Annotated in this window: 16 protein-coding genes; 2 read left to right on the top strand and 14 right to left on the bottom strand. The window is 40.4% G+C overall.

Annotated features, from left to right (window positions below; all coding sequences use genetic code 11):
- Window positions 1–8: 8 nt before the first annotated feature.
- From ACFI34_RS06395 to ACFI34_RS06385, 3 genes are read right to left on the bottom strand one after another with little or no spacing between them, the layout of a single operon-like run.
- On the bottom strand, window positions 9–1,421 hold the full coding sequence (locus tag ACFI34_RS06395) for a TolC family protein (RefSeq protein WP_462672850.1): 1,413 nt from the start codon (window positions 1,419–1,421) through the stop codon (window positions 9–11).
- Window positions 1,414–4,566: an efflux RND transporter permease subunit gene (locus ACFI34_RS06390; RefSeq protein ID WP_008127493.1), complete on the bottom strand. Its 3,153-nt coding sequence runs from the start codon at window positions 4,564–4,566 to the stop codon at window positions 1,414–1,416. Before ACFI34_RS06390 ends, ACFI34_RS06395 begins: the two co-directional genes overlap by 8 nt.
- Window positions 4,567–4,576: 10 nt before the next feature.
- Window positions 4,577–5,746 carry an efflux RND transporter periplasmic adaptor subunit gene (locus ACFI34_RS06385; RefSeq protein WP_462672849.1) on the bottom strand — a complete coding sequence of 390 codons (1,170 nt, stop codon included), beginning with the start codon at window positions 5,744–5,746 and terminating at the stop codon, window positions 4,577–4,579.
- Between the two features lie 120 nt (window positions 5,747–5,866).
- On the opposite strand from ACFI34_RS06385, the gene ACFI34_RS06380 reads away from it, so the two are divergent.
- Entirely contained in the window at window positions 5,867–6,805 is a 939-nt protein-coding gene (locus tag ACFI34_RS06380) for a LysR family transcriptional regulator (protein WP_462672848.1), read from the top strand.
- Here the strand turns inward: ACFI34_RS06380 and ACFI34_RS06375 are convergent.
- From ACFI34_RS06375 to ACFI34_RS06345, 7 genes are all read right to left on the bottom strand, one after another.
- Window positions 6,802–7,836, bottom strand: a complete 1,035-nt coding sequence (locus tag ACFI34_RS06375) for a GGDEF domain-containing protein (protein WP_462672847.1) — start codon at window positions 7,834–7,836, stop codon at window positions 6,802–6,804. The two genes, ACFI34_RS06380 and ACFI34_RS06375, sit on opposite strands and share 4 nt — an antisense overlap.
- A gap of 105 nt (window positions 7,837–7,941) precedes the next feature.
- The gene (gene moaA / locus ACFI34_RS06370; RefSeq protein ID WP_462672846.1) at window positions 7,942–8,913 is read right to left on the bottom strand and encodes a GTP 3',8-cyclase MoaA; all 972 of its coding nucleotides are present in this window, start codon (window positions 8,911–8,913) and stop codon (window positions 7,942–7,944) included.
- Window positions 8,914–9,111: 198 nt separating this feature from the next.
- The gene (locus ACFI34_RS06365; protein WP_462672845.1) at window positions 9,112–11,403 is read right to left on the bottom strand and encodes a xanthine dehydrogenase family protein molybdopterin-binding subunit; all 2,292 of its coding nucleotides are present in this window, start codon (window positions 11,401–11,403) and stop codon (window positions 9,112–9,114) included.
- Window positions 11,404–11,415: 12 nt separating this feature from the next.
- The gene (locus tag ACFI34_RS06360) at window positions 11,416–11,904 is read right to left on the bottom strand and encodes a (2Fe-2S)-binding protein (protein WP_462672844.1); all 489 of its coding nucleotides are present in this window, start codon (window positions 11,902–11,904) and stop codon (window positions 11,416–11,418) included.
- 236 nt (window positions 11,905–12,140) lie between these two features.
- Window positions 12,141–12,740: a nucleotidyltransferase family protein gene (locus tag ACFI34_RS06355; protein WP_462672843.1), complete on the bottom strand. Its 600-nt coding sequence runs from the start codon at window positions 12,738–12,740 to the stop codon at window positions 12,141–12,143.
- Between the two features lie 3 nt (window positions 12,741–12,743).
- The gene (locus ACFI34_RS06350) at window positions 12,744–13,763 is read right to left on the bottom strand and encodes an XdhC family protein (RefSeq protein ID WP_462672842.1); all 1,020 of its coding nucleotides are present in this window, start codon (window positions 13,761–13,763) and stop codon (window positions 12,744–12,746) included.
- 167 nt (window positions 13,764–13,930) lie between these two features.
- On the bottom strand, window positions 13,931–14,791 hold the full coding sequence (locus ACFI34_RS06345; RefSeq protein ID WP_462672841.1) for a DUF6279 family lipoprotein: 861 nt from the start codon (window positions 14,789–14,791) through the stop codon (window positions 13,931–13,933).
- A 402-nt stretch (window positions 14,792–15,193) separates the two neighbouring features.
- On the opposite strand from ACFI34_RS06345, the gene ACFI34_RS06340 reads away from it, so the two are divergent.
- Window positions 15,194–15,919 (top strand): tetratricopeptide repeat protein, encoded by a 726-nt coding sequence (locus tag ACFI34_RS06340; protein ID WP_462672840.1) that lies wholly within the window; start codon window positions 15,194–15,196, stop codon window positions 15,917–15,919.
- Window positions 15,920–15,988: 69 nt separating this feature from the next.
- Here the strand turns inward: ACFI34_RS06340 and ACFI34_RS06335 are convergent, their stop codons facing one another.
- The 4 genes from ACFI34_RS06335 to ACFI34_RS06320 form a co-directional block, all read right to left on the bottom strand.
- Window positions 15,989–17,407, bottom strand: coding sequence for a coniferyl aldehyde dehydrogenase (locus ACFI34_RS06335; RefSeq protein ID WP_462672839.1), 1,419 nt, complete (start codon window positions 17,405–17,407; stop codon window positions 15,989–15,991).
- A 138-nt stretch (window positions 17,408–17,545) separates the two neighbouring features.
- Window positions 17,546–19,012 carry an SLC13 family permease gene (locus ACFI34_RS06330; RefSeq protein ID WP_462672838.1) on the bottom strand — a complete coding sequence of 489 codons (1,467 nt, stop codon included), beginning with the start codon at window positions 19,010–19,012 and terminating at the stop codon, window positions 17,546–17,548.
- Window positions 19,013–19,210: 198 nt separating this feature from the next.
- Window positions 19,211–19,474 carry a CBU_0592 family membrane protein gene (locus tag ACFI34_RS06325; RefSeq protein ID WP_058404086.1) on the bottom strand — a complete coding sequence of 88 codons (264 nt, stop codon included), beginning with the start codon at window positions 19,472–19,474 and terminating at the stop codon, window positions 19,211–19,213.
- Between the two features lie 151 nt (window positions 19,475–19,625).
- A complete protein-coding gene (locus ACFI34_RS06320; protein ID WP_462672837.1) occupies window positions 19,626–19,877 on the bottom strand; it encodes a hypothetical protein in 252 nt (83 codons plus the stop codon).
- Window positions 19,878–19,955 lie beyond the last annotated feature (78 nt).

Genomic DNA, 19,955 nt, shown 5'->3' with positions numbered 1-19,955 from the left:
GTTAAACTCTACTTATTTGTGTTACTTAGTGCATAGCTCCATTGCCCATTAAATGATTGGTACGCATTGACCTTAGCAAGTAACGATAAAATGGTTGTTTCAACTGCATTTTCTTGTGCTATTAAAACATCCTGCCGTGCATCTAACAACTCTAGATAAGGGATTTGGCCTTCTTCATACATGGCTTCTGCTTGTAAAAAGGCTTTATTAGCAAAGTCAAAACGTTCATCTGCAAAACGTTTTTGCTGTGCCTGATTAACTAATCCCTGCAACGAGAGTTCACTTTCACTAAGTGCTTTAAGCACCACATTTTGATAATCGCTGTAAGCGGCTTCACTTAAAAACTGTTGTGCGTCTCGTTGTGCTAAAAGAGCAGGATAGCTTAAGATTGACCATTGCAACTTAGGCGCAATTTGCCATTGCTGTTGTGTATCGCTAAAGCCATTACTACCTACACTTAACACACCTGCAAAACCACTTAGGCTTACATCTGGTAGTAAAGCTTTACTGGCTGCCACACTTAAACTATTGGCTTGGCTAAAGTCATAAATTGCACGGCTAATATCTGGCCTCAGTGCAATAGCGGCATTTGGCTTACTAAGTGTTACGTCAAATTTATTGCGTAACACACTCAGTTCATTTGTTAATTCAATATTTTGAGTTAAACGCCCTGTAAGAACAGCAAGCGTTGATAAATCACTGTACTTGGCAAACTCAATGGCTGGAATTAACGCTTGTTGCTGGCGTAATTGCGCTAGGGTGCGGTTTAAATCAAGCTCACTTGCAACGCCTTCATCAACACGCGCTTGTAACACATCAATACTTTGCTCAAGCGCTTGTATTTGTAAGCTAATAATGCGCTGTTTTTCAGCATTACCTTGATAGCTAACAAACCCTTTAACAACCGCTGAAACAACTTCAATTTGGAGTAAACGAACTTGCTCTGCTTGGCTCATAGCCGATGCATTTGCGGCATCAACTAAAGCAGTAACTCGGCCAAATAAATCAAGCTGCCAATTAAGTGCAAAATTAGCACTTGATTGGCGTGAGTTTGTATCTCCTAAGCCGCTTCTTTGAGCGCCTACCTCAACACCACCTTGCGGTAAATATTGTGCTTTTTGCTCGCCCAGCCTAGCTAATGCACTTTTTAGTACAAGCTGACTTGTTTTTAGGTCGTAGTTTTTAGCGAGTGCATCTGTGACTAATTGATTTAGCTGCTCGGACTTGAGCGCGTGCCACCAGTTAGTTTCATCTGCACCACTTAGTTGGTCAGCAACTGCAGCACTGGCAACAAATTCGTTAATTGTTTTTTGCTCGCCAAGCACATCAACTTTACTTGCACAGCCAGATATAAGCGTGACCATTAATACAGAAGCTACGGTTAACTGTGTTTTAAACCGCTTTGCTATTTTATTAGTCATTTGATAACTCCTGTGTGTTACCTTTTTTCTTTACAACAAGCATGTAAAACACCGGGGTAAACAATAAACCAAACACGGTTACACCAATCATCCCAGAGAACACGGCATTACCCATCGCATGGCGCATTTCAGCCCCTGCACCCGTTGCAAGTACAAGTGGTATAACACCCGCTGTAAACGCGATTGATGTCATAAGTATTGGGCGTAAACGCATACGACATGCCGCTAATATTGCATCAATATGAGATAAGCCTGTATCGTTTTTATCTTTTGCAAATTCAACCATTAATATCGCATTTTTAGAGGCCAAGGCCACCAGTACAATAAGCGCTATTTGCGTAAATATATTGTTGTCTGAACCCACAAACCAAACACCAAGTAATGCTGAAAATATCGTCATTGGCACAATTAAAATAATTGCCAGTGGTAAGCGTAAGCTTTCATATTGTGCAGCCAATACCATAAACACAAGTAACACAACTAATGGGAACACATACACCATAGTGTTGCCTGCTAATACTTGTTGGTACGTTACTTCAGTCCATTCGTACTCAATACCACTGGGTAAGTTGTCGGCCAAAATAGCCTCAATTGCCAGTTGAGCTTGGTCAGAACTAAAACCAGGTGCAGGACTGCCGTTAAGCTCTGCGCTTGGGTAACCGTTGTAGTGCATTACACGGTCTGGGCCAATTGTTGGCGTAACCGTTAGGATTGAGCCTAATGGCACCATGTTACCTTCACGGTTTCTTACTTTAAGGTTAAGAATTTGATCTGGGTCTAGGCGATAATCAGCATCAGCTTGCGCATTTACTTGGTACGTTCTGCCAAACATATTAAAGTCGTTTACATACACAGAACCCAAGTATATTTGTAAAGCATTAAACACTTCGTCAAGCGGAATGCCTTGAATTAACGCTTGTTCACGGTCAATATCAATATCCATTTGTGGAACTTGAATTCTAAAGCTTGAGTAAAGCCCCATTAATGCTGGATCTTGTTGCGCTTTACCAATCACTGTTTGTAGGCTATTAAATAACGCTTCAAAACCTTTGTTTGCTCTGTCTTCAATTTGAAGTTTAAAGCCACCTGTAGTACCTAAACCTTGAATTGGCGGCGGTGGAAATACTGCAACAAACGCTTCGTCAATTGCTGCAAACCGTTGATTTAACTGCGCGGCTATAGCCATGGCCGATTTACTCGGATCGGTTCTATCTTCAAATGCATCTAACGGGGTAAACACAATCCCGCTGTTAGGGCTGTTGGTAAAGCCATTTACTGATAGACCTGGAAACGCAACCGTATTAGCAACACCTGGTACTTCAAGTGCAATTTGTTGCATTTGTCTAAGTACATCTTCAGTGCGGTCAAGGCTTGCTGCATCAGGTAGTTGCGCAATGGCAACTAAGTACTGTTTGTCTTGTTGTGGAATAAACCCACCAGGTACTGCATCAAACAACTTAATGGTTCCACCTACTAGGGCAACATAACCGATCATTACAATAAAGCTCATACGAATTAGTTTTTTTACTAATTTTTCGTAGCCTTTGGCGCCTCGGTCAAATACACGGTTAAAGGGTTTAAATAACCAGCGGCCAAATAGTTTATTTAACAAACGTGTAAATGCATCTGGCTTAGTATCGTGAGACTTTAACAACAGTGCCGCTAATGCTGGCGACAGCGTTAACGAGTTAATTGCTGAAATCACCGTTGAAATAGTAATTGTTAAGGCAAATTGCTTATAAAATTGCCCTGACAGTCCGGTAATAAATGCCGTAGGAATAAACACAGCACATAATACGAGTGCAATGGCAATAATAGGCCCTGTTACTTCGCTCATAGCAACACGTGTTGCCTCAAGCGGCGATAATCCTTGTTCAATGTTACGCTCAACATTTTCAACTACAACTATGGCGTCATCCACCACAATACCAATGGCAAGTACTAAACCAAACAGCGACAAGGTGTTAATAGATACGCCTAACCACTGCATTACCGCAAACGTACCAATGAGTGAAATAGGCACCGCAATAAGTGGAATAATAGATGCACGCCATGTTTGTAAAAACACAATGACAACAATCACTACTAGTACAATAGCTTCAAGCAACGTGGCAATTACAGCATCAATAGAGCCACGAACAAATACAGTAGGATCATAAACTATGTCGTATTCTACACCTTCAGGAAAGTCTTTTGATAAGCGAGCCATGGTTTCGCGTACTTGGTCAGAAAGCTCAATTGCATTAGACCCTGGGCGTTGAAATATAGGCATTGCAAGTGCAGGTTGCGAGTCAAGTTCGGCACGCAAAGAATAGCTGTCTTGGCCAAGCTCTACGCGGGCAATATCAGTAAGGCGTGTTATTTGGCCTTCATCACCCACTTTAATAATTACTTGTTCAAACTCTTCAATACTGTTTAAACGCCCTTTTACATTTAACAGTACTTGAAATTGACTGTCGTTAGAAACCGGCTGTGCACCTAAGCTACCCGCTGCTACTTGTTGGTTTTGTGAACGAAGTGCAGTTATTACATCGGTTGCTGTTAGCTCGCGTGCTGCTAGCGCATCTGGGTTTAACCATACACGCATAGCGTATTTACCTGCGCCAAATAAACGCAAGTCACCCACACCCGGTAAGCGTGCTATTTCGTCTTTAATATATAGGTCGGCATAGTTAGACAAATACGCGGTATCGTGCGATTTTTCTGGTGAGTACAAGTGCACCACCATGGTTAAATCGGGCGACGATTTTTCAGCCACCACACCTAAACGTTGCACCTCTTCAGGTAAACGTGGCAAGGCACTGTTTACACGGTTTTGTACTTGTACTTGGGCGCGGTCTAAATCAGTACCTAGTGCAAATGTAACCGTCAGCGTCATACGACCATCACTGGTTGCTTGAGAAAACATATACAGCATGTTTTCTGTACCATTAATTTCTTGCTCTAACGGCGTTGCTACCGTTTGCGCTATTACCGTTGGGTTAGCTCCTGGGTAGCTTGCTGTTACAACCACGGTAGGAGGCACGACTTCTGGGTATTCACTTACTGGCAGTTGGAATAACGAAATACCACCAGCAATTAATATAACCAAAGACAGCATGGCCGCAAAAATGGGTCGCTGTATAAAAAAGTGTGAAAATTTCATCTAAAAAACCTTATTGCTTTGCGACTAAGCTTGAATCGTCATTGTTCATGGTGAACGCAACATCACTGCTATCAATGGTTACTTTGTTCGGTGCCACAGGCATACCTGGTCCAACACGAGCAGGGCCATTTACGGCTATTACATCGCCCTCTGAAAGACCTGAGGTGATGGCACGAAGAGAACCATAACGCTCACCCACTGTGACTAATTTGTACTGCAGCACATTATTTTCACCCACAGTTAAAACAAAGCGGTTTTTTAAATCAGTCCCTATTGCTCTATCTGGCACAATTATTTGCTCTGTAACTGAATTAGCAGCAAGCTTAATACGCGCAAACGACCCTGCTCGTAATTGACTGTTATCCTGATCAAATACAGCACGTACACGCAGCGTACCTGTTGATGAGTTAATTTGATTATCAATAAAGTTAATGTACCCTTTGTAAGCAAAATCGCGCTCGCCTACTTTTTGCATTACAACGGCTTGGCGGCTTTTTGAGGTCACGTTACTAAAATCACTATTCCAGGTGCGTTCGTCCACATCAAAATAGGCGTACATTTTTTCGTTAGAAACAATGCTGGTTAGCACGCTTTGCCCTGCAATGATGTTGTTACCTTTCGTGATATTGGCACGCGAGATCACACCGTCGATAGGTGATACAATGGCTGTAAATTCTAAATCAAGTTCAGCTGATGTTAGCTGTGCTTGTAATGCAGCAAGTTGTGCTTCGCGTTGGCGTAATACAGAGGTACGAGACTCTGCTTGCTCAGTTGAAATTGCTTTACGTTCAGTTAAACGCTCAGCGCGTTTAGCTTCGCTTTTTGCTTGCTCAAGCGCAGCTTGTGCACTATTAACTTGGGCTTTTAAACTGGCAACGACTGCCGCAAACGGACGGTCATCTAGCTTAAATAATACATCTCCTTTTTTAACAAGGTCACCTTCATTAAACGTAATCGCTTCTATAACACCAGATACTCGTGGCATAAGTGCAACTTCTTGCGGTGACTCTAAGCGAGTTGTATAGGTGTGCCAGCTTTGTACTGGTTTAACAAGTACGTTAGCAACATCTATAGGTTGAAGGAATTGTGCTTGAGCCGAAGGCGGTGTGCTTTCATCAGCACAACCAGCAAGTGTTAAAAATGCGCCTGCAAATGCAGCAGCGATAAGGTGTTTTTTCATGAAGACGCTCCTTTAATTGATTAAGAACGTATACTACGGGTTATACCTGCGGACAAAAACCATAGATTTTTAAATTCATTAATGCCAAAATGGCATCAATAGTATTATTTTGGTGGTTTTATGGATACGACAAGTCGGCTTTTAATGTTGCTTGAAGTGGTTGAGCAAGGCTCTTTTGCTAAAGCTGCCGAATTACGTAATATCGATCGCTCTGTGATCTCTAAACAAATTAGTCGTTTAGAAGATGAGCTAGGGGTAAGATTGCTAAACCGCACTACTCGCTCATTTTCACTCACTGCCGCAGGTGCAGAAATGATAAAAAAAGCCGGTGAGCTCAGAGAGCTGCTTGGCGAAACCGTGCGCATGGCCGAAAACTACCACTTAGAGCCTCGTGGCGTCCTCAAAATTACTTCATCAACACTCATTGGTAGGCGCTACTTACAACCTGTACTCAATGACTTTCAAAAGCGCTTTCCTCAGGTTGAAGTTGAATTAAGGCTTGATGACAGATTAGTAGATATTGTATCTGAAGGGTTCGATTTAGCATTTCGTATTGGTGAGCCAAAGGATTCATCCCTTATTGCCCGTAAAATTGCACGTAATCGCTTATTAATTGTTGCCGCCCCCGAGTTTATCAGCACGTATGGTATGCCATCCTCCATGGAAGAACTAGCAGATTTGCCTGCGGCAAGTTATGCGAGCAACTCTATGAGAGTTGAAACAGTGGATTATTACAATAGCTCTGGTGAGCCATGTGAGCAAAAAATAAAAAGTGTATATCGTGCCAACGACGCTGAAGCACTGCTAATGAAGGCCATATCTGGCACTGCTTATTTTGTAGCACCGGCATTTATAATCGCTGACGAAATTACTGAGGGTAAATTAATTCCTATATTAACGGATGTTAAGCTAATGGATTACAGTGCTATGTATGCTGTTTATCCGCACAGAGATTTACCTGTACGTACACGGTTATTTTTTGATGCAGTGCGCGAATATTTAGGAAAGGATAAACCAATTTGGGAACGCGGTATCCCAAACTTTGAGCAAATGTATTAGGCAGGCACTTCTATTGGCTTTACTTGCTCTTTTGAACTTGCATATACTTTATTTCTACCTAAGCGTTTTGCTTTGTAAAGTTGTTTATCAGCTGCAATAAAGATAGATTCAAGCGAGGGGTTAGCTTGATAGTCCGCTACACCAATACTGATAGTAAGTTTAATTGCATGACCCTCAATATTAAACGGTGTTTTTTCAACGGTTTCTCTTAGTTTTTCAGCTGCAAATAAGGCTTCGTCTTTGCTATCAAAAGAATGAATAACGGCAAACTCCTCACCGCCAACCCTAAACACGTACCCCTTTGCTAAGGTTATTCTTAAAAGCGTTGCAATTTCAGTAAGTACTTTATCGCCTACATCGTGGCCAAATTTGTCATTTATTTGTTTGAAGTAATCTAAGTCGAGTAAAAATAAATAGGTATTTGTTTTATCAACCAGCTCTACTTCAAAATAGTGGTTCATTGATAACCGGTTACCTGCGCCAGTTAATGGATCAAGTAGTGCTAGGTTTTTTAAACGTTTAGATGAAAGCGCGCGGCTTCCCTCAAAAATATGCGAAACAGTCCAAATACTGACATAGGCCAATAGTAAGTTAATCGCCATATTTAAATTTACTATAGGATCAGGCGAAGATTTACTTAATAAAATCAGTGATTGAATAAAGAGGACAGTACCTGAGAAGAAAATTCCGTATCGCTTTCCCATTAATAAGTAACACAATACAGGCAAAGCGAATGACCATACAAATAAGCCATATTTAGGTTCTGATATATAATTGGCGTACAAAACTATAATACAAACCAATACACACATTACAACAGACTGCCAAAACCGCAATGCATGCTTACTTAAATGATGAATGGTATACAAGCAATAAATTGAAAAACAGAGCTCTAAAAAGCCGAGCAAATAGACACCACTGAATACGTTTAATGCGCTAAAAAATAATGACACAGAACCAAAAAACAAACACATCCATATAAGAACGTGCTTTCTTAATGCTTTAGTACTATTTAGAGCGGTGATATCCATTCAATTAACTCAATAACGTCGAACTAAGGGATTATTCTACCCTGTAATAAATATATAACAAGTGTAACCGAGCGTTATTACACCACATTGTGACATTTTTAACCGCTAACCACCCAGCATTGAAAGGTTAGTTGTTACACCTGTTTCGCCTTGATGTAGTAAATGAGTTGGTTTTTTAGTTTTAATATAGCGAGATAGCTGGTTTATAAGTGCTTGGTTTGAGTTTTCACTCATGTACTCTCGTAATGAAATACCTTGCTCTGAAAACAAACAAAGGTGTAATTTACCCAAAGAAGACACTCTCAGCCTGTTACATGTGTTACAAAAGTCGTTGCTGTAAGGCATTATTAAGCCGATACGCCCTTGGTAATCAGGATGGTAAAACTCCTGAGCAGGACCGTCTGTAATGCTTCTAATGACAGGTTGCCACCCTGCTGCACGTAATCGTACTTTAATTGACTGGCCCGATACGTGATTTTTATCAAAAAATGCCTTATTATCGTTAGTCTGCATTAGTTCAATAAAGCGCATAGTGACTGGACGATGCTTTAAATACGCTAAAAATGTGTCGAGCTCTTGACCATTATATTGCTTCATTAACACGCTGTTTATTTTTACCGATTCAATACCGCTTTCTAACGCGGCGTCTATGCCTTTCATCACGGTATTAAATTTATCGTGACCGGTAATAGTATTAAACATTCTTGGATCAAGTGTATCAATACTCACATTAATCGCATTAAGCCCTGCATCTACCCAATTGTTAATGTGCTTATGCATTGAAAAACCGTTTGTTGTAGCAGCTATTTTTGTAATGCCCGGTGTATCTTTAGCCACACGAATAACATCTATGAAATCTTTTCTAAGGGTGGGTTCACCGCCAGTAATACGTAGCTTGGTAATACCATGATGCGCAAAAGCACTAATAGTATTACTGATTTCATTCAGTGAAAGGAATTCTCTGTCATGGTCACATTGGTAGCCATCGGGTAAACAATAAACACATTTAAAATTACACACATCGGTAATCGATAAACGTAAGTAACTAAATTTTCGCCCTGCTGGGTCGATGAGCATAAAAAACCTTCACTTTACTTTGTTTGACTGGGCCTGTGAGTATTACAGGTTATGCTTTTATTATGGTTGTAGGTTAACACAAGGATTTTGGCTTTATTAATATAAAATAAAGGCCTTATGTATTTAATCTAATATGAGCCTAATAACTTGCACTACAAAAGCGTGTAAATTTAAGGTTTACACGCTTTTGGTGTTTATTTAGGCTTTTAAACCTTTTACAACTGCACTTGGTTTCATTGGTAAGTCACGTAAACGTACACCTACTGCATTGTATATGGCATTGCCAATTGCTGGCGCAACGCCAATAACACCTGGCTCCCCTAACCCTACCGGAAACTCATCACTTTGCACAAACTCAATGTCCATTTCGGGTACATCTTGCATTCTCAGTGGAAGGTAAGTATTAAAGTTTGTAGCAGCTACTTGGCCATTTTTATAAGAGTTAGACTCATGTAAGGCCATACTCGCTCCCCATAATAATGACCCTTCTAATTGAGCCATCGCACCATCAGGATGTACAATTAAACCTGCGTCAACAACAGCGTATAACTTTTTAAGGGTGATTTTGCCATCGCTTTTGTTAACGTGAACATGGGCTGCGGTGCCAATCCATGCCGGCATATGGCGCTCTTGCCCTGAACTAACCGAAAAACCAATGCCCTCGTTTTCGTTAAGCTTTATTGAGCTAACTTTGTCTGACACTTTTTTAAGTACATCATGTAAACGGCGCGCGCCACCCACACTCTCAGGTGCTTTACCCGCTTGTTTTCCTTTACCGTCAAGCATTGATAAACGAAACTTAACCGGATCAATACCTTGCTTGTGCGCTATTTCATCTATAAAAGACTCAAGGCTCCATACAATCCAACCCGGTCCAACTGAACGTAACCAACCCGGCGTAAAAGTGCTTTGTGCTAACTCGTTATTGATAGCACGAGCACGATGGTTACTCATGCTATACCAGTGATCAGCACCTGAGGCAGAAAACGAATCAAATTTACCATTACCATCAACACCAGGAGCCAAAAAGCCTGGCGCCATTGCTTTGGTTGGCCAGCCTGCAGCAAACGCATGCTCTAATGCGCTAAGCTCTCCCTTTTCACCGAACGAAGCGGTTAGTTTAGCCGTAGACGCTGAGCGAGACTGATCAAATAAACTGTCATCTTCACGGGTAAATACAAGCTTAACCGGTTTACCTATTGCTTTTGCCGTTAATACAACAGGGACCGTCCAATCACCAAATAAACGACGTCCAAAGCCACCACCCAAATAGTAAGGACGAATAATGACTTTATTTTGCTCTATATCAAGGGCTTTGGCTAAAGCAGGTAACGTGAGTGATTGCCATTGGTTACCCGTATGTACAATCCAGTTACCGTTTTTAAATTCAGCTATGGCGTTAAGTGGCTCTAATTGGTAGTGACTTGCTGTCGCCGTGGTGTAAGTTGCATCAAATGTGTTTTTTGCATCGGCCAAAACCTGAGGCGTATTGCCTTCATCCACAAATAAAGTACCTGATGAACTATCGTCACATAATTTTTTACCCTGCGCCTGAATATCTGCCTCGGAAACGTTGGCAGTTTTGCCTACTTGGTAGCTTACATTTAACGCATCAACCGCTTTAATAGCACTGTGATAATTATCAGCCAGTACAACAACCCATCCCTCAACGGTATTACTAGGATCGTTTAATATTTCAAAACCGCGATAACCTTTAATTGCTTTTGCGCCACTGTCATCAACGCTTGTTACTTTACTGCCGTAACGTGTTGGAGGAATAACCGGACGCGCATACACCATACCTTCTATTTCAACATCAATGCCATACACTGCAGTTCCGTTTGTTTTAGCGGGTATATCTAATGCTTTAAAATCTTGATTTAAGCCGGTTAAATGACGTTTATTAGCTGGTTTTAAAGGAAGCTTTGCAACTTCTTCACTTGTAAAGGTAAGATTAAATTCACCTTTTTGTACAATATCAGCGTAACTTACCGATTGACCACCAGCAATAATTTGCCCTTTTTGTGCAATACATTGCTCTGGTTTAACCCCTAGCATTTTAGCCCCTGCATCAATAAGGGCTAAGCGACCCGCAGCACCCGCTTGCGATAGCGGTTTAAAACTTTGAAATACTGACCACGAACCACCTGTAACCATATATCCCCATTTCTCATGGGTATCTACGTAAGTAATTGATACTTTATCCCAATCACACTCTAACTCGTCGGCCACTATTCGTGCTAAAGCAGTACCAATGTGTTGGCCCATTTCAGCTTTTGCAATGCTAACCTCTACCCCACCTTTGGTATCCATTGTCCACCAAATAGTGGGTGAAAACGCCTGTTGTGAAATTGATTCTTTTGCGCTTAAAGAACCTGAAAGTAACGCAGGCGCAAATGCCATTACCAAGCCCGCACTAGCACTGCCAATCATAAATGAACGACGATTTAAGTTGACGGTTTCGCTGTTTTTTTGAAATAGTTTTTTCATTATGCGCTCCAATTAAACGTCTTGCTCATTTGGGTTAAACATTTGTACTGCACTTTGTGACTCATTGGCCGCACGTTGTATTGCCGATTTTATACGTTTGTATGCCATACAGCGGCAGTAGTTACCATTCATATGATTGACAATTTCTTCATCTGTTGGCGACGGATTGTCTGCAAGTAATGTTGCCGCTTGCATAATCTGCCCTGATTGACAATAACCACATTGCGGTACTTGCTCTTCAACCCATGCTTTTTGAAGCGGGTGTTCGTTATTGAGACCTTCAATAGTGGTAATGTTTTTACCAGCCACAGCCCCTACGGGTAATACACATGAACGTGTAGCCTGTCCATCTAAATGCACGGTACACGCACCACACATTGCTATGCCACAACCAAACTTAGTGCCCTTTAACCCTACTTCATCACGAATAACCCATAGCAGTGGTGTATCTTCACTTGCTTGTGATTCAATCACTTTGCCATTAATTGTAAACGTTACCATAACCCGCCCCTTGAATTAGCTTTCAATCAACTGCACTGCGATTTGTGCTGAGCAGTTGGTAATACCATTAAAATTAAAGCAACTTGACCCTCGACATTGCTCTTAAGTAGTGTGCGCAACTTTATGCGCTGCGCAGTATGCATTCATACAAACATGTTCAATTAAAGTTTAGTTTGTTTTTTTATTTAAGCTGAACCCCTGCTTGCGATAGATTGATTGCTTAAAGTTTAAATTATTTAACTTAGCACCTGTTTAGCGGTATAACAATTTAACTGCTCAACGGTATCTATGTCTGCGCTTGCCTTATTTAGTAAAACGCAGTTTACGATACCGCCGGATTCACGCAGTAGATGTTGAGCGCCTTTGTCATTCGACAAAGTGGTGAGTAAATCAAAATCATCATGAGGAAAAATTGCCGGCACACCTAATCGTTCTCCATAGTTAGCACACCATCGAGTGGGGTTATTCTGAAAACGAGTGACTAACTGCTGAATATCGCACGCCTCCAATTCAACCTGATCGGCTAGCATAAATAAAATGCCATCCCAACCGTCACTATGCCTTAACTGATTAGCTGCAAGCGCGATTGATTTACCTAACCCTTGCTGCCAATCTAAATTACAGATAATTTCGACACTATTGTAGTGCTTAAGCGCTTGAGTAATTTCGTTATGCCATGCACCTGAAACAACATAAACGGCACCCGCGTCTAACTGTTGTAAAACGTCAACTGCACGAGCGATCATAGTTTTATTATTGCCCACATTCGCTATTAATTTGCATCCATCAAAACGAGACGACTGTCCTGCGGCTAACAACACTTTTGCTATGCGCATACTTCACTGACCCCAATTGCTTAGGGATGTAGCATCTTTATTAGAAAGCACGGCGTGTATTTCACTAATGAGTGACAATGCAATACTTTCTGGCGAGTCGCCACCTAAGTTAAGCCCTACAGGCCCAAAAACAGGCGCTTTAACCTCTTGTATAGCTATATTAGCTTGCTCAAAAACTTGTGCTCGTCGGTGCTTAGGACCCAGCAGCCCCATATATTTTAAATTAGACTGGTTCAACGCATATAGTGCATTTGCATCCAGCTCAACACTGTGGGCCATTAATATGCTGGCATCCACCTTTTGCTTTTCGCAATATTGGGTTAGCTCTTGAGGCGGACAACGTAAAATAGCATCTGCCTGCTGAAAATATTGCCTTTTAGCATTAGCCGCGCGGGGATCCCATACAGTCACAACCCAACCCAGCTGCTTAGCCATAGAATAAACGGCAACAGCGTCGGCACCGCCACCCACAATTAAAATATGTGGGGCTGGGTATACGGCAACTTGAAGCCACTGTTGATTATTTTTTTCAATGATTTGTGCTTTACGATTAACAGAAAGACCATCAGAAACATTACGTTTTGAAAAAACGCCCTGCCCCAACGCACAAAGAGGTTGCACTGGTTGTAAATAATAACCTGACACTTTTTCTTTGAGGGCATTAAAAACAAAATCGAGATTTAGGTATTCATTGGCGCTATTAACTGGCTGTAAAACAATATGGACAACACCACCACAGCCAATACCTAACTGAAAAGTTAAGTCATCTTCATCGGTGGCATCATAGGTAATCGTTTTTGACGTAAGGGAGGTCATTACTTGTTTGGCGTGGCGCTGAATATCTGCCTCTAAGCACCCACCGGAGAGCATACCCAATCGCTGCCCTAAGCTAGAAATAAGCATCATGGCGCCTAGCTTACGGTAGCTCGAGCCTTCAATTTTATACAATGTAGCCAAAACCCATTGCTGTTCGTCTCGTAAAGGGTGCCACGTTGCAAGCATGCTTTTTAAATCAGTTACCATATAAGTGCCGTTAGAATCCTTTATTTATGTATTTTCGTAGCTTATAAAATTTAGCTGCAAATAACTGACTAATTTTAAAAACGTTTAACCTACGTTGGTTCTACTCAGTAAGATCATATTTATATTATATAAATGAAATTTTAGTACTCAATGTAAAGGTTTAAATTTTACGGTTCCATTAAATCGTTAAGGGTTTCAATTAGGCTGTCAAATTCATCATTAACACTTTCGCGCTGTTTGTTATTCAATGTCGGGGCTAGTTCGATTAATAAATTAACATATAAATCAAGGTTGCTGGCATTTATGGCTAATTGCTCTTCGCTCATAAAGGCTTCACGCTCTTTTATTACATAGCTTAATTTAGTTACAAACTCATCTTCAGAGAGTGTTTCATCAACCATTATTGATTTTGCTGCATCTAATCGAGTTTGTTTGTAATCAAGCCACAGCCCACCTGACTCCGTATGCTTGTTATTTGCGTCTGTAATAAGTTGCTTTTGCTGGTCAGTGAGCTTACCCAGCCAATCTGAGTAGTAGTCTAACTGGTTTTCTAGGCGTTTAGTTTTGCGCTCTTTACTAGATTGTTTGTTATATTGCTCACGATCATCGTTAATTTGATCTTGAATATTTTGTATAAATTCATCGCGCTGATCTCTAGAGAGCGTATATCCTAATTGCGCAAGCGAAAAATGCGCATGCTCAAGAAGATTTTTCCAGTGGGCCCTAGCAAATACTACCTGCTCTTTTAATTGAGCATGATTTAGATTTTGATTAAACAGCGACTTTAAATTTTCAATATCTTGCTTGTATGCTGGCAACTGTGTATCGCGGTGCCATTGCTGTGTGGTGTTAATAATCTCTTTTAATTGTTTGTTCTGTTGTTTGTTTAAATCAACGTAATCATCAACCCAAAATGACGATAACCAAGTTAAATTATTATATGTAAACGACGCAGAACAACTCGCTAATAGCAGTACGCTTAACGCAATAGTTATATGTGACAACTTATTTTTTATTGTTTTTAACATTTTCACCTCTGCAAATATAAACGCTTCACTTAGCTAAGCACTTACATAATGAACCTACGTAACGTGAACTCGCTACTTTCAATAGCATAACAGTCAAAAGTTAATAATTAGCAACTTTTGACTGTTATGCTTTGACATAGTTATTTCTTTTAAATTTTCTGTTATATCTGTATCTTACGCTTATAAAATCGAACGTGTTAGAAAAAACGCCCCCGATTTGAGCTATAATCACAAACAGAGTTTATCTAAACTTAAATGCACGCTAGTTTGTTTGTAGTAATAAAATAAACCTAAAATATAGCAACGTTATACGCCCTTAATTAGCTGCAAGTGCAATAGTGTTGCAAATAAAATGGTTTTATTTATCTCACAGTGAAACGATTACTTTTTGGAGACATCGCTATGTCACAGTTTAATTTAAAAACGTTATTACTCACGGGTGCTTTAATTGCGAGCCCTTTTGCGAATGCGACCCTTGAAGAAGGTATTATTGCGGCAAACGAAGGTCGCTTTGAATTCGCTTTAAAAGAATTTGAATACCTTGCCGACAAAGGGTTTGCACCTGGCATTTACGAGCTCGCTAAGTTATACGAAGAAGGCCACGGCGTTACACGCGATTATTACAAAGCAGCCGATCTATACAAAAAAGGCGTAAAAAAGAATCACGCAGACTCAATGTTTGCATTAGCGGTATTATACGACGAAGGCAAAGGCGTTAAGTTAGACAAACAAATGGCTTTATCTCTATTCGAAAAAGCAGCCAAAAAAAACATGCCTGCCGCACAGTTTAACTTAGGCGTGATGTATTCAAATGGTGATGGCGTTAGTCACGACTACAAACTTGCTAAAACATGGTACGAAAAAGCCGCTGGGAATAACTATTCTTTAGCGCAATTTAATTTAGCGCTTATGTATTTTGAAGGACTTGGAATGCCTAAAAATCTTGAGAAGTCATACATATGGAATACAATTGCGGAATACAATGGCAACATGCAAGCAAGCCATAGTCGAAAGTTAGATGAGCGTTCAATGCTACCTAAAGAAATTGAAGAAGCAAAAGAAAAAGCTGACGCAATTTACACTAAAATCCTTGCAGGTACCTACGCAGGTGAAGGACGTCTATATTAGGTTAAGCAAAAAAGTAAAGCTGAACTTAGTATCATTGCGCATACTTAGATCAGCTTTTTTTGGCTTGTTTTACTTAATATATAACCACTTTAGCAACCTGGTTAGTAGTTTACTTTGCTTAAGTAACAACCCTATGCGCGGGTTAAAAGAACCAGAAACGAGTGTATTTTTAGCGTGACTAAACGTTAAAAACCCTTCCTTACCGTGATAGTGCCCCATACCTGAATGACCCACCCCACCAAATGGCGCGTCGTCAGCAGTGACTTGTACTAAAGTGTCGTTAACCGCAACGGTCCCACTAAGCGTTTGTTTAATAATGTACTCTTGCGCCTCTTTATCTTGGCCTAAAATATAAAGAGCAAGTGGGTTAGGATGCTGTTTAATATAATCAAGAACGTCATCTAATTTCTTATAACTCTTAATTGGCAATATAGGCCCAAATAATTCGTCTTGCATAAGTTGCATGTCGTCGGTCACGTTCGTTACTAAATGCAGACCCATACGATGTTTATCTGCATCTTGTTGATTTTGTTCAAGTGGCTTAATAACATTTGCCCCAAGTTCTTGTGCTTGTACTAAGTATCCGGCTAGACGCGCATAGTGTGAGTCACTAATAATAGAGGTTAAATTTTTACCTTCAACACCTTGCTTAAAATGCTTTTTATAAAGCTCACATAACTGTTTAATAAGCTGGCTTTCTAAGGTTTTAGGCACAAATACATAGTCTGGCGCGACACAAATTTGCCCGGCATTTGCCATTTTCCCGAATAACAGTGCGTGTGCTGCTTTTGTAACATCAGCTTGCTCGGTAATAATCACTGGTGACTTGCCACCAAGCTCTAAAGTAACGGGAGTTAAGTTTTTACTGGCTGCTTTCATTACTAATTTGCCAACCCCAGTAGAGCCGGTAAATAATAAGTGCGAAAAAGGAAGAGACGAAAATTCGCTGGCAACGTCGCTGCCGCCTTGGACCACACATACATGCTGACTCATTTTGTCATCAAAAAGCGTTTCTAATACGGCATTAGTATGTGGTGTAAATTCGCTGAGTTTTAACATTACTTTATTACCTGCTGCGATTGCAGTTATCACTGGTACAACCGCTAGCTGAATTGGGTAATTCCACGGTGCGATAACACCTACCACGCCTTTTGGCTGATAGGTAACACTCACTTTAGATGGCCATAAGCTAAGCCCCACAGAACGTTTACTAGGCTTTGACCATTTAGGTAACTTTTTTATAATGTGAGAAAGCCCTTGTACGGTAGGCAAAATATCACCAAGTAAGGTATCAAACGCAGTCCGGTAGCCAAAGTCTTTAGATACTGCACTGATAAGTTCTTCTTCTAGCTCTACAATGCGCGAACGTAATTTTTTTAAAATGGCAATTCGAGAATGAACAGAAGGATAAGGATTATCTAAAAACGCATTTTGCAAACTATTAAACTGGGCTGATAAAGAAGCTGATTGTGCTGTGTCTGTTGTCAAAATAGATTACTCGATTTTTAAAGTTATTGTCGACTATAACCTTGTTATGTTTTTCGAGCAATAACACTAATTTACCTATTACAACAACATACCTACTGATTAATAGTCGCGTTGCTTGGGGTACTAAGCGACTCCATTTTAAAAATTAAATACTGTTTTTGCGAGTGTTATTGTTACAAGTGTAATTAACACGATAGCGACTAGATTAAGTGCAAAACCTGCTTTGATCATATCGCGAATTTTAATTTTTCCCGAGCCAAACACAATGGCATTTGGTGGTGTTGCAACAGGCATCATAAATGCACAACTGCATGCTATAGCAGCAGGAATAACCCACACTAAAGGCGAACCAAAAACACTTTCAGCAACAGGGCCTAATAACGGCAAAAAGCCCGCCGCCGTCGCTGTGTTACTCGTTATTTCAGTTAAAAAAATAATAAGCGCAACAACCACTAGAATTCCCATAACTAACGGAATAGCACTGGCACCTTCTATCATTTGTGCAATGTATTGCGCTAAACCAGAAGATTTAATTTGTGATGCTAATGATAAGCCCCCACCAAAAAGTAATAACACACCCCAAGGAACTTTAGACGCACTCGCCCAATCTAAAATTCGCTCGTCACTGCCCTTTTTAGCTGGCAAAACAAATAACACCAAGGCTGCTGCAATCGCAATAGCTGTATCTGAAATGCCAAGACCCGATAGGTCAGCTAATAGCGGTCTAAAAACCCAACATAGCGCTGCGAGTGCAAATACTGAAAGCACTCCTTTTTCAGCGCGTTGCAACGAACCAAGTGCTGCTAGCTCATTAACAAACATGGCTTTACTGTCTGGTATGTCTTGTGCATTTTTATCAACTTTATAGCTGAATTTAGTAAGCCATACCCAACATACTAACAACATGACAATTGCTAGAGGTACACCTACTATCATCCATTGCCCAAAGCCAATATCAATTTGGTAACTTTCAGATAGGTAAGCTGCCATAAGGGCATTAGGCGGTGTTCCTATTAACGTAGCAATGCCACCAATGCTGGCACCATAGGCAATTGATAACAGTAATGCCTTTGCAAATTCATCTTCAATAGAATCAGAATTACTTACTAAATGAATAATTGATAACGCGATAGGCAACATCATCACCGTTGTCGCTGTGTTTGACATCCACATAGATAAAAATGCTGTTACTAGCATCATCGCTAATATTTGTAAGCTCGGTTTTTTACCCGCATAGAGCATAGTGGTTAACGCAATTCGTTTATGTAGCCCCCAACGTTCCATAGCTATTGATATTAAAAAACCACCCAAAAATAAAAATATGAGTGGGTGTGCATAAGGTGCTGCCGTAATTTTAATAGGGGCGATACCTACAAGTGGCGTTATGACGAGCGGTAACAATGAAGTCGCAGGAATAGGCACAACCTCAGTTACCCACCAAGAGGCCATCCAAAACGCTAAACCGGCTGTTTTAAAGGCTGTATTAGACAGGCCACTTGGCGGCTCTAATAAACAGGTTAACAGCATGACAATGGGGCCAAGCCATAACCACAAGCTTCGCATAATAGAATGTATTTGATTAATATTATTTAGATTGCTTACCATTACTGCGCCAAAAGCTTTTAACAGACGTAACAGTAAATAAGATGGTGAGGACTTGTCAAATGAATATACATCACCCAAAACAATAAATATAAAGTAAAAAATTTAGAGCGTTTAGTGAGAGTGAAAAGATTTAAGGAATAAAAAAGGGGGATTTAAAGAAACGCCGTAAACAAAAGGCCTACGGCGAACATATCAAAATTAACTAGTCGCTAATGCTGATCTATTTTTTAGGTACTTATATAAACCAATTAATGAGGCTGCGATCCAAAATATTTCTATCACAAAGCTTGCCAAATTAAAGTTATAACAGAGGCTAATTAACAATAAAATCGCTCCTGTTAAGTTCATCATGTTGTATGTCAGGCTGGTTGGTGTTGTTTTACCTAACTGAAGTAAAAAAAACGACCCTACAACTAAAAAAGTGCCTGTCATACCGATGATGTCAAATAAGAGTGCTATCACGAAACTATCCTTTATCCATTTTTTAAATAACCCAAAAAACTGGCCCAATCCATGGGGAGGGTATATTTTCATTCATTGAAACAGCAAAACCGAGCGATCATAACAACAAAGTAAATTCAAACAAGGGCATATGTCCGCTTTTGTTTTTAGCCTATTTAAATGTAACTTTTCCACCAATCATTTTGTAGGCAGGTGCACCGCGAATTAAAGCGGGCCTTGCAAAAGCCCGCTCACATCTTGGGCAAATACAAGGGGTTTTTGTAAAGTCTTGAGATATACGTTCTTTAAAACACTTAACAAGTGCTCCTTTGCCTCCTTTACGGTATTTAAAAAGCCGCGTTTTGCATGAAGAGCAAAAAATATCAACGGTTTTTGTAGGGCCTTTTTTGTTTGGTTGTGCCAAAACACCTCCGTAACTGACAATTTATTTAAGGTTAAGTAAGGTAAGTTTAATTTTGTAGCCCGTAAATTAAAACAGCTG

It is taken from the genome of Pseudoalteromonas sp. PSi26 (genome assembly GCF_054960575.1).
Note: the sequence above shows the minus strand (reverse complement) of the source record. Positions and strands in the feature narration are given on the sequence as shown.

Excerpts from the sequence above, each read along its gene's own strand:
- ACFI34_RS06395 (WP_462672850.1), bottom strand. The coding sequence starts at position 1,421 with ATGACTAATAAAATAGCAAAGCGGTTTAAAACACAGTTAACCGTAGCT.
- ACFI34_RS06390 (WP_008127493.1), bottom strand. The coding sequence starts at position 4,566 with ATGAAATTTTCACACTTTTTTATACAGCGACCCATTTTTGCGGCCATG.
- ACFI34_RS06385 (WP_462672849.1), bottom strand. The coding sequence starts at position 5,746 with ATGAAAAAACACCTTATCGCTGCTGCATTTGCAGGCGCATTTTTAACA.
- ACFI34_RS06380 (WP_462672848.1), top strand. The coding sequence starts at position 5,867 with ATGGATACGACAAGTCGGCTTTTAATGTTGCTTGAAGTGGTTGAGCAA.
- ACFI34_RS06375 (WP_462672847.1), bottom strand. The coding sequence starts at position 7,836 with ATGGATATCACCGCTCTAAATAGTACTAAAGCATTAAGAAAGCACGTT.
- moaA (WP_462672846.1), bottom strand. The coding sequence starts at position 8,913 with ATGCTCATCGACCCAGCAGGGCGAAAATTTAGTTACTTACGTTTATCG.
- ACFI34_RS06365 (WP_462672845.1), bottom strand. The coding sequence starts at position 11,403 with ATGAAAAAACTATTTCAAAAAAACAGCGAAACCGTCAACTTAAATCGT.
- ACFI34_RS06360 (WP_462672844.1), bottom strand. The coding sequence starts at position 11,904 with ATGGTAACGTTTACAATTAATGGCAAAGTGATTGAATCACAAGCAAGT.
- ACFI34_RS06355 (WP_462672843.1), bottom strand. The coding sequence starts at position 12,740 with ATGCGCATAGCAAAAGTGTTGTTAGCCGCAGGACAGTCGTCTCGTTTT.
- ACFI34_RS06350 (WP_462672842.1), bottom strand. The coding sequence starts at position 13,763 with ATGGTAACTGATTTAAAAAGCATGCTTGCAACGTGGCACCCTTTACGA.
- ACFI34_RS06345 (WP_462672841.1), bottom strand. The coding sequence starts at position 14,791 with ATGTTAAAAACAATAAAAAATAAGTTGTCACATATAACTATTGCGTTA.
- ACFI34_RS06340 (WP_462672840.1), top strand. The coding sequence starts at position 15,194 with ATGTCACAGTTTAATTTAAAAACGTTATTACTCACGGGTGCTTTAATT.
- ACFI34_RS06330 (WP_462672838.1), bottom strand. The coding sequence starts at position 19,012 with ATGGTAAGCAATCTAAATAATATTAATCAAATACATTCTATTATGCGA.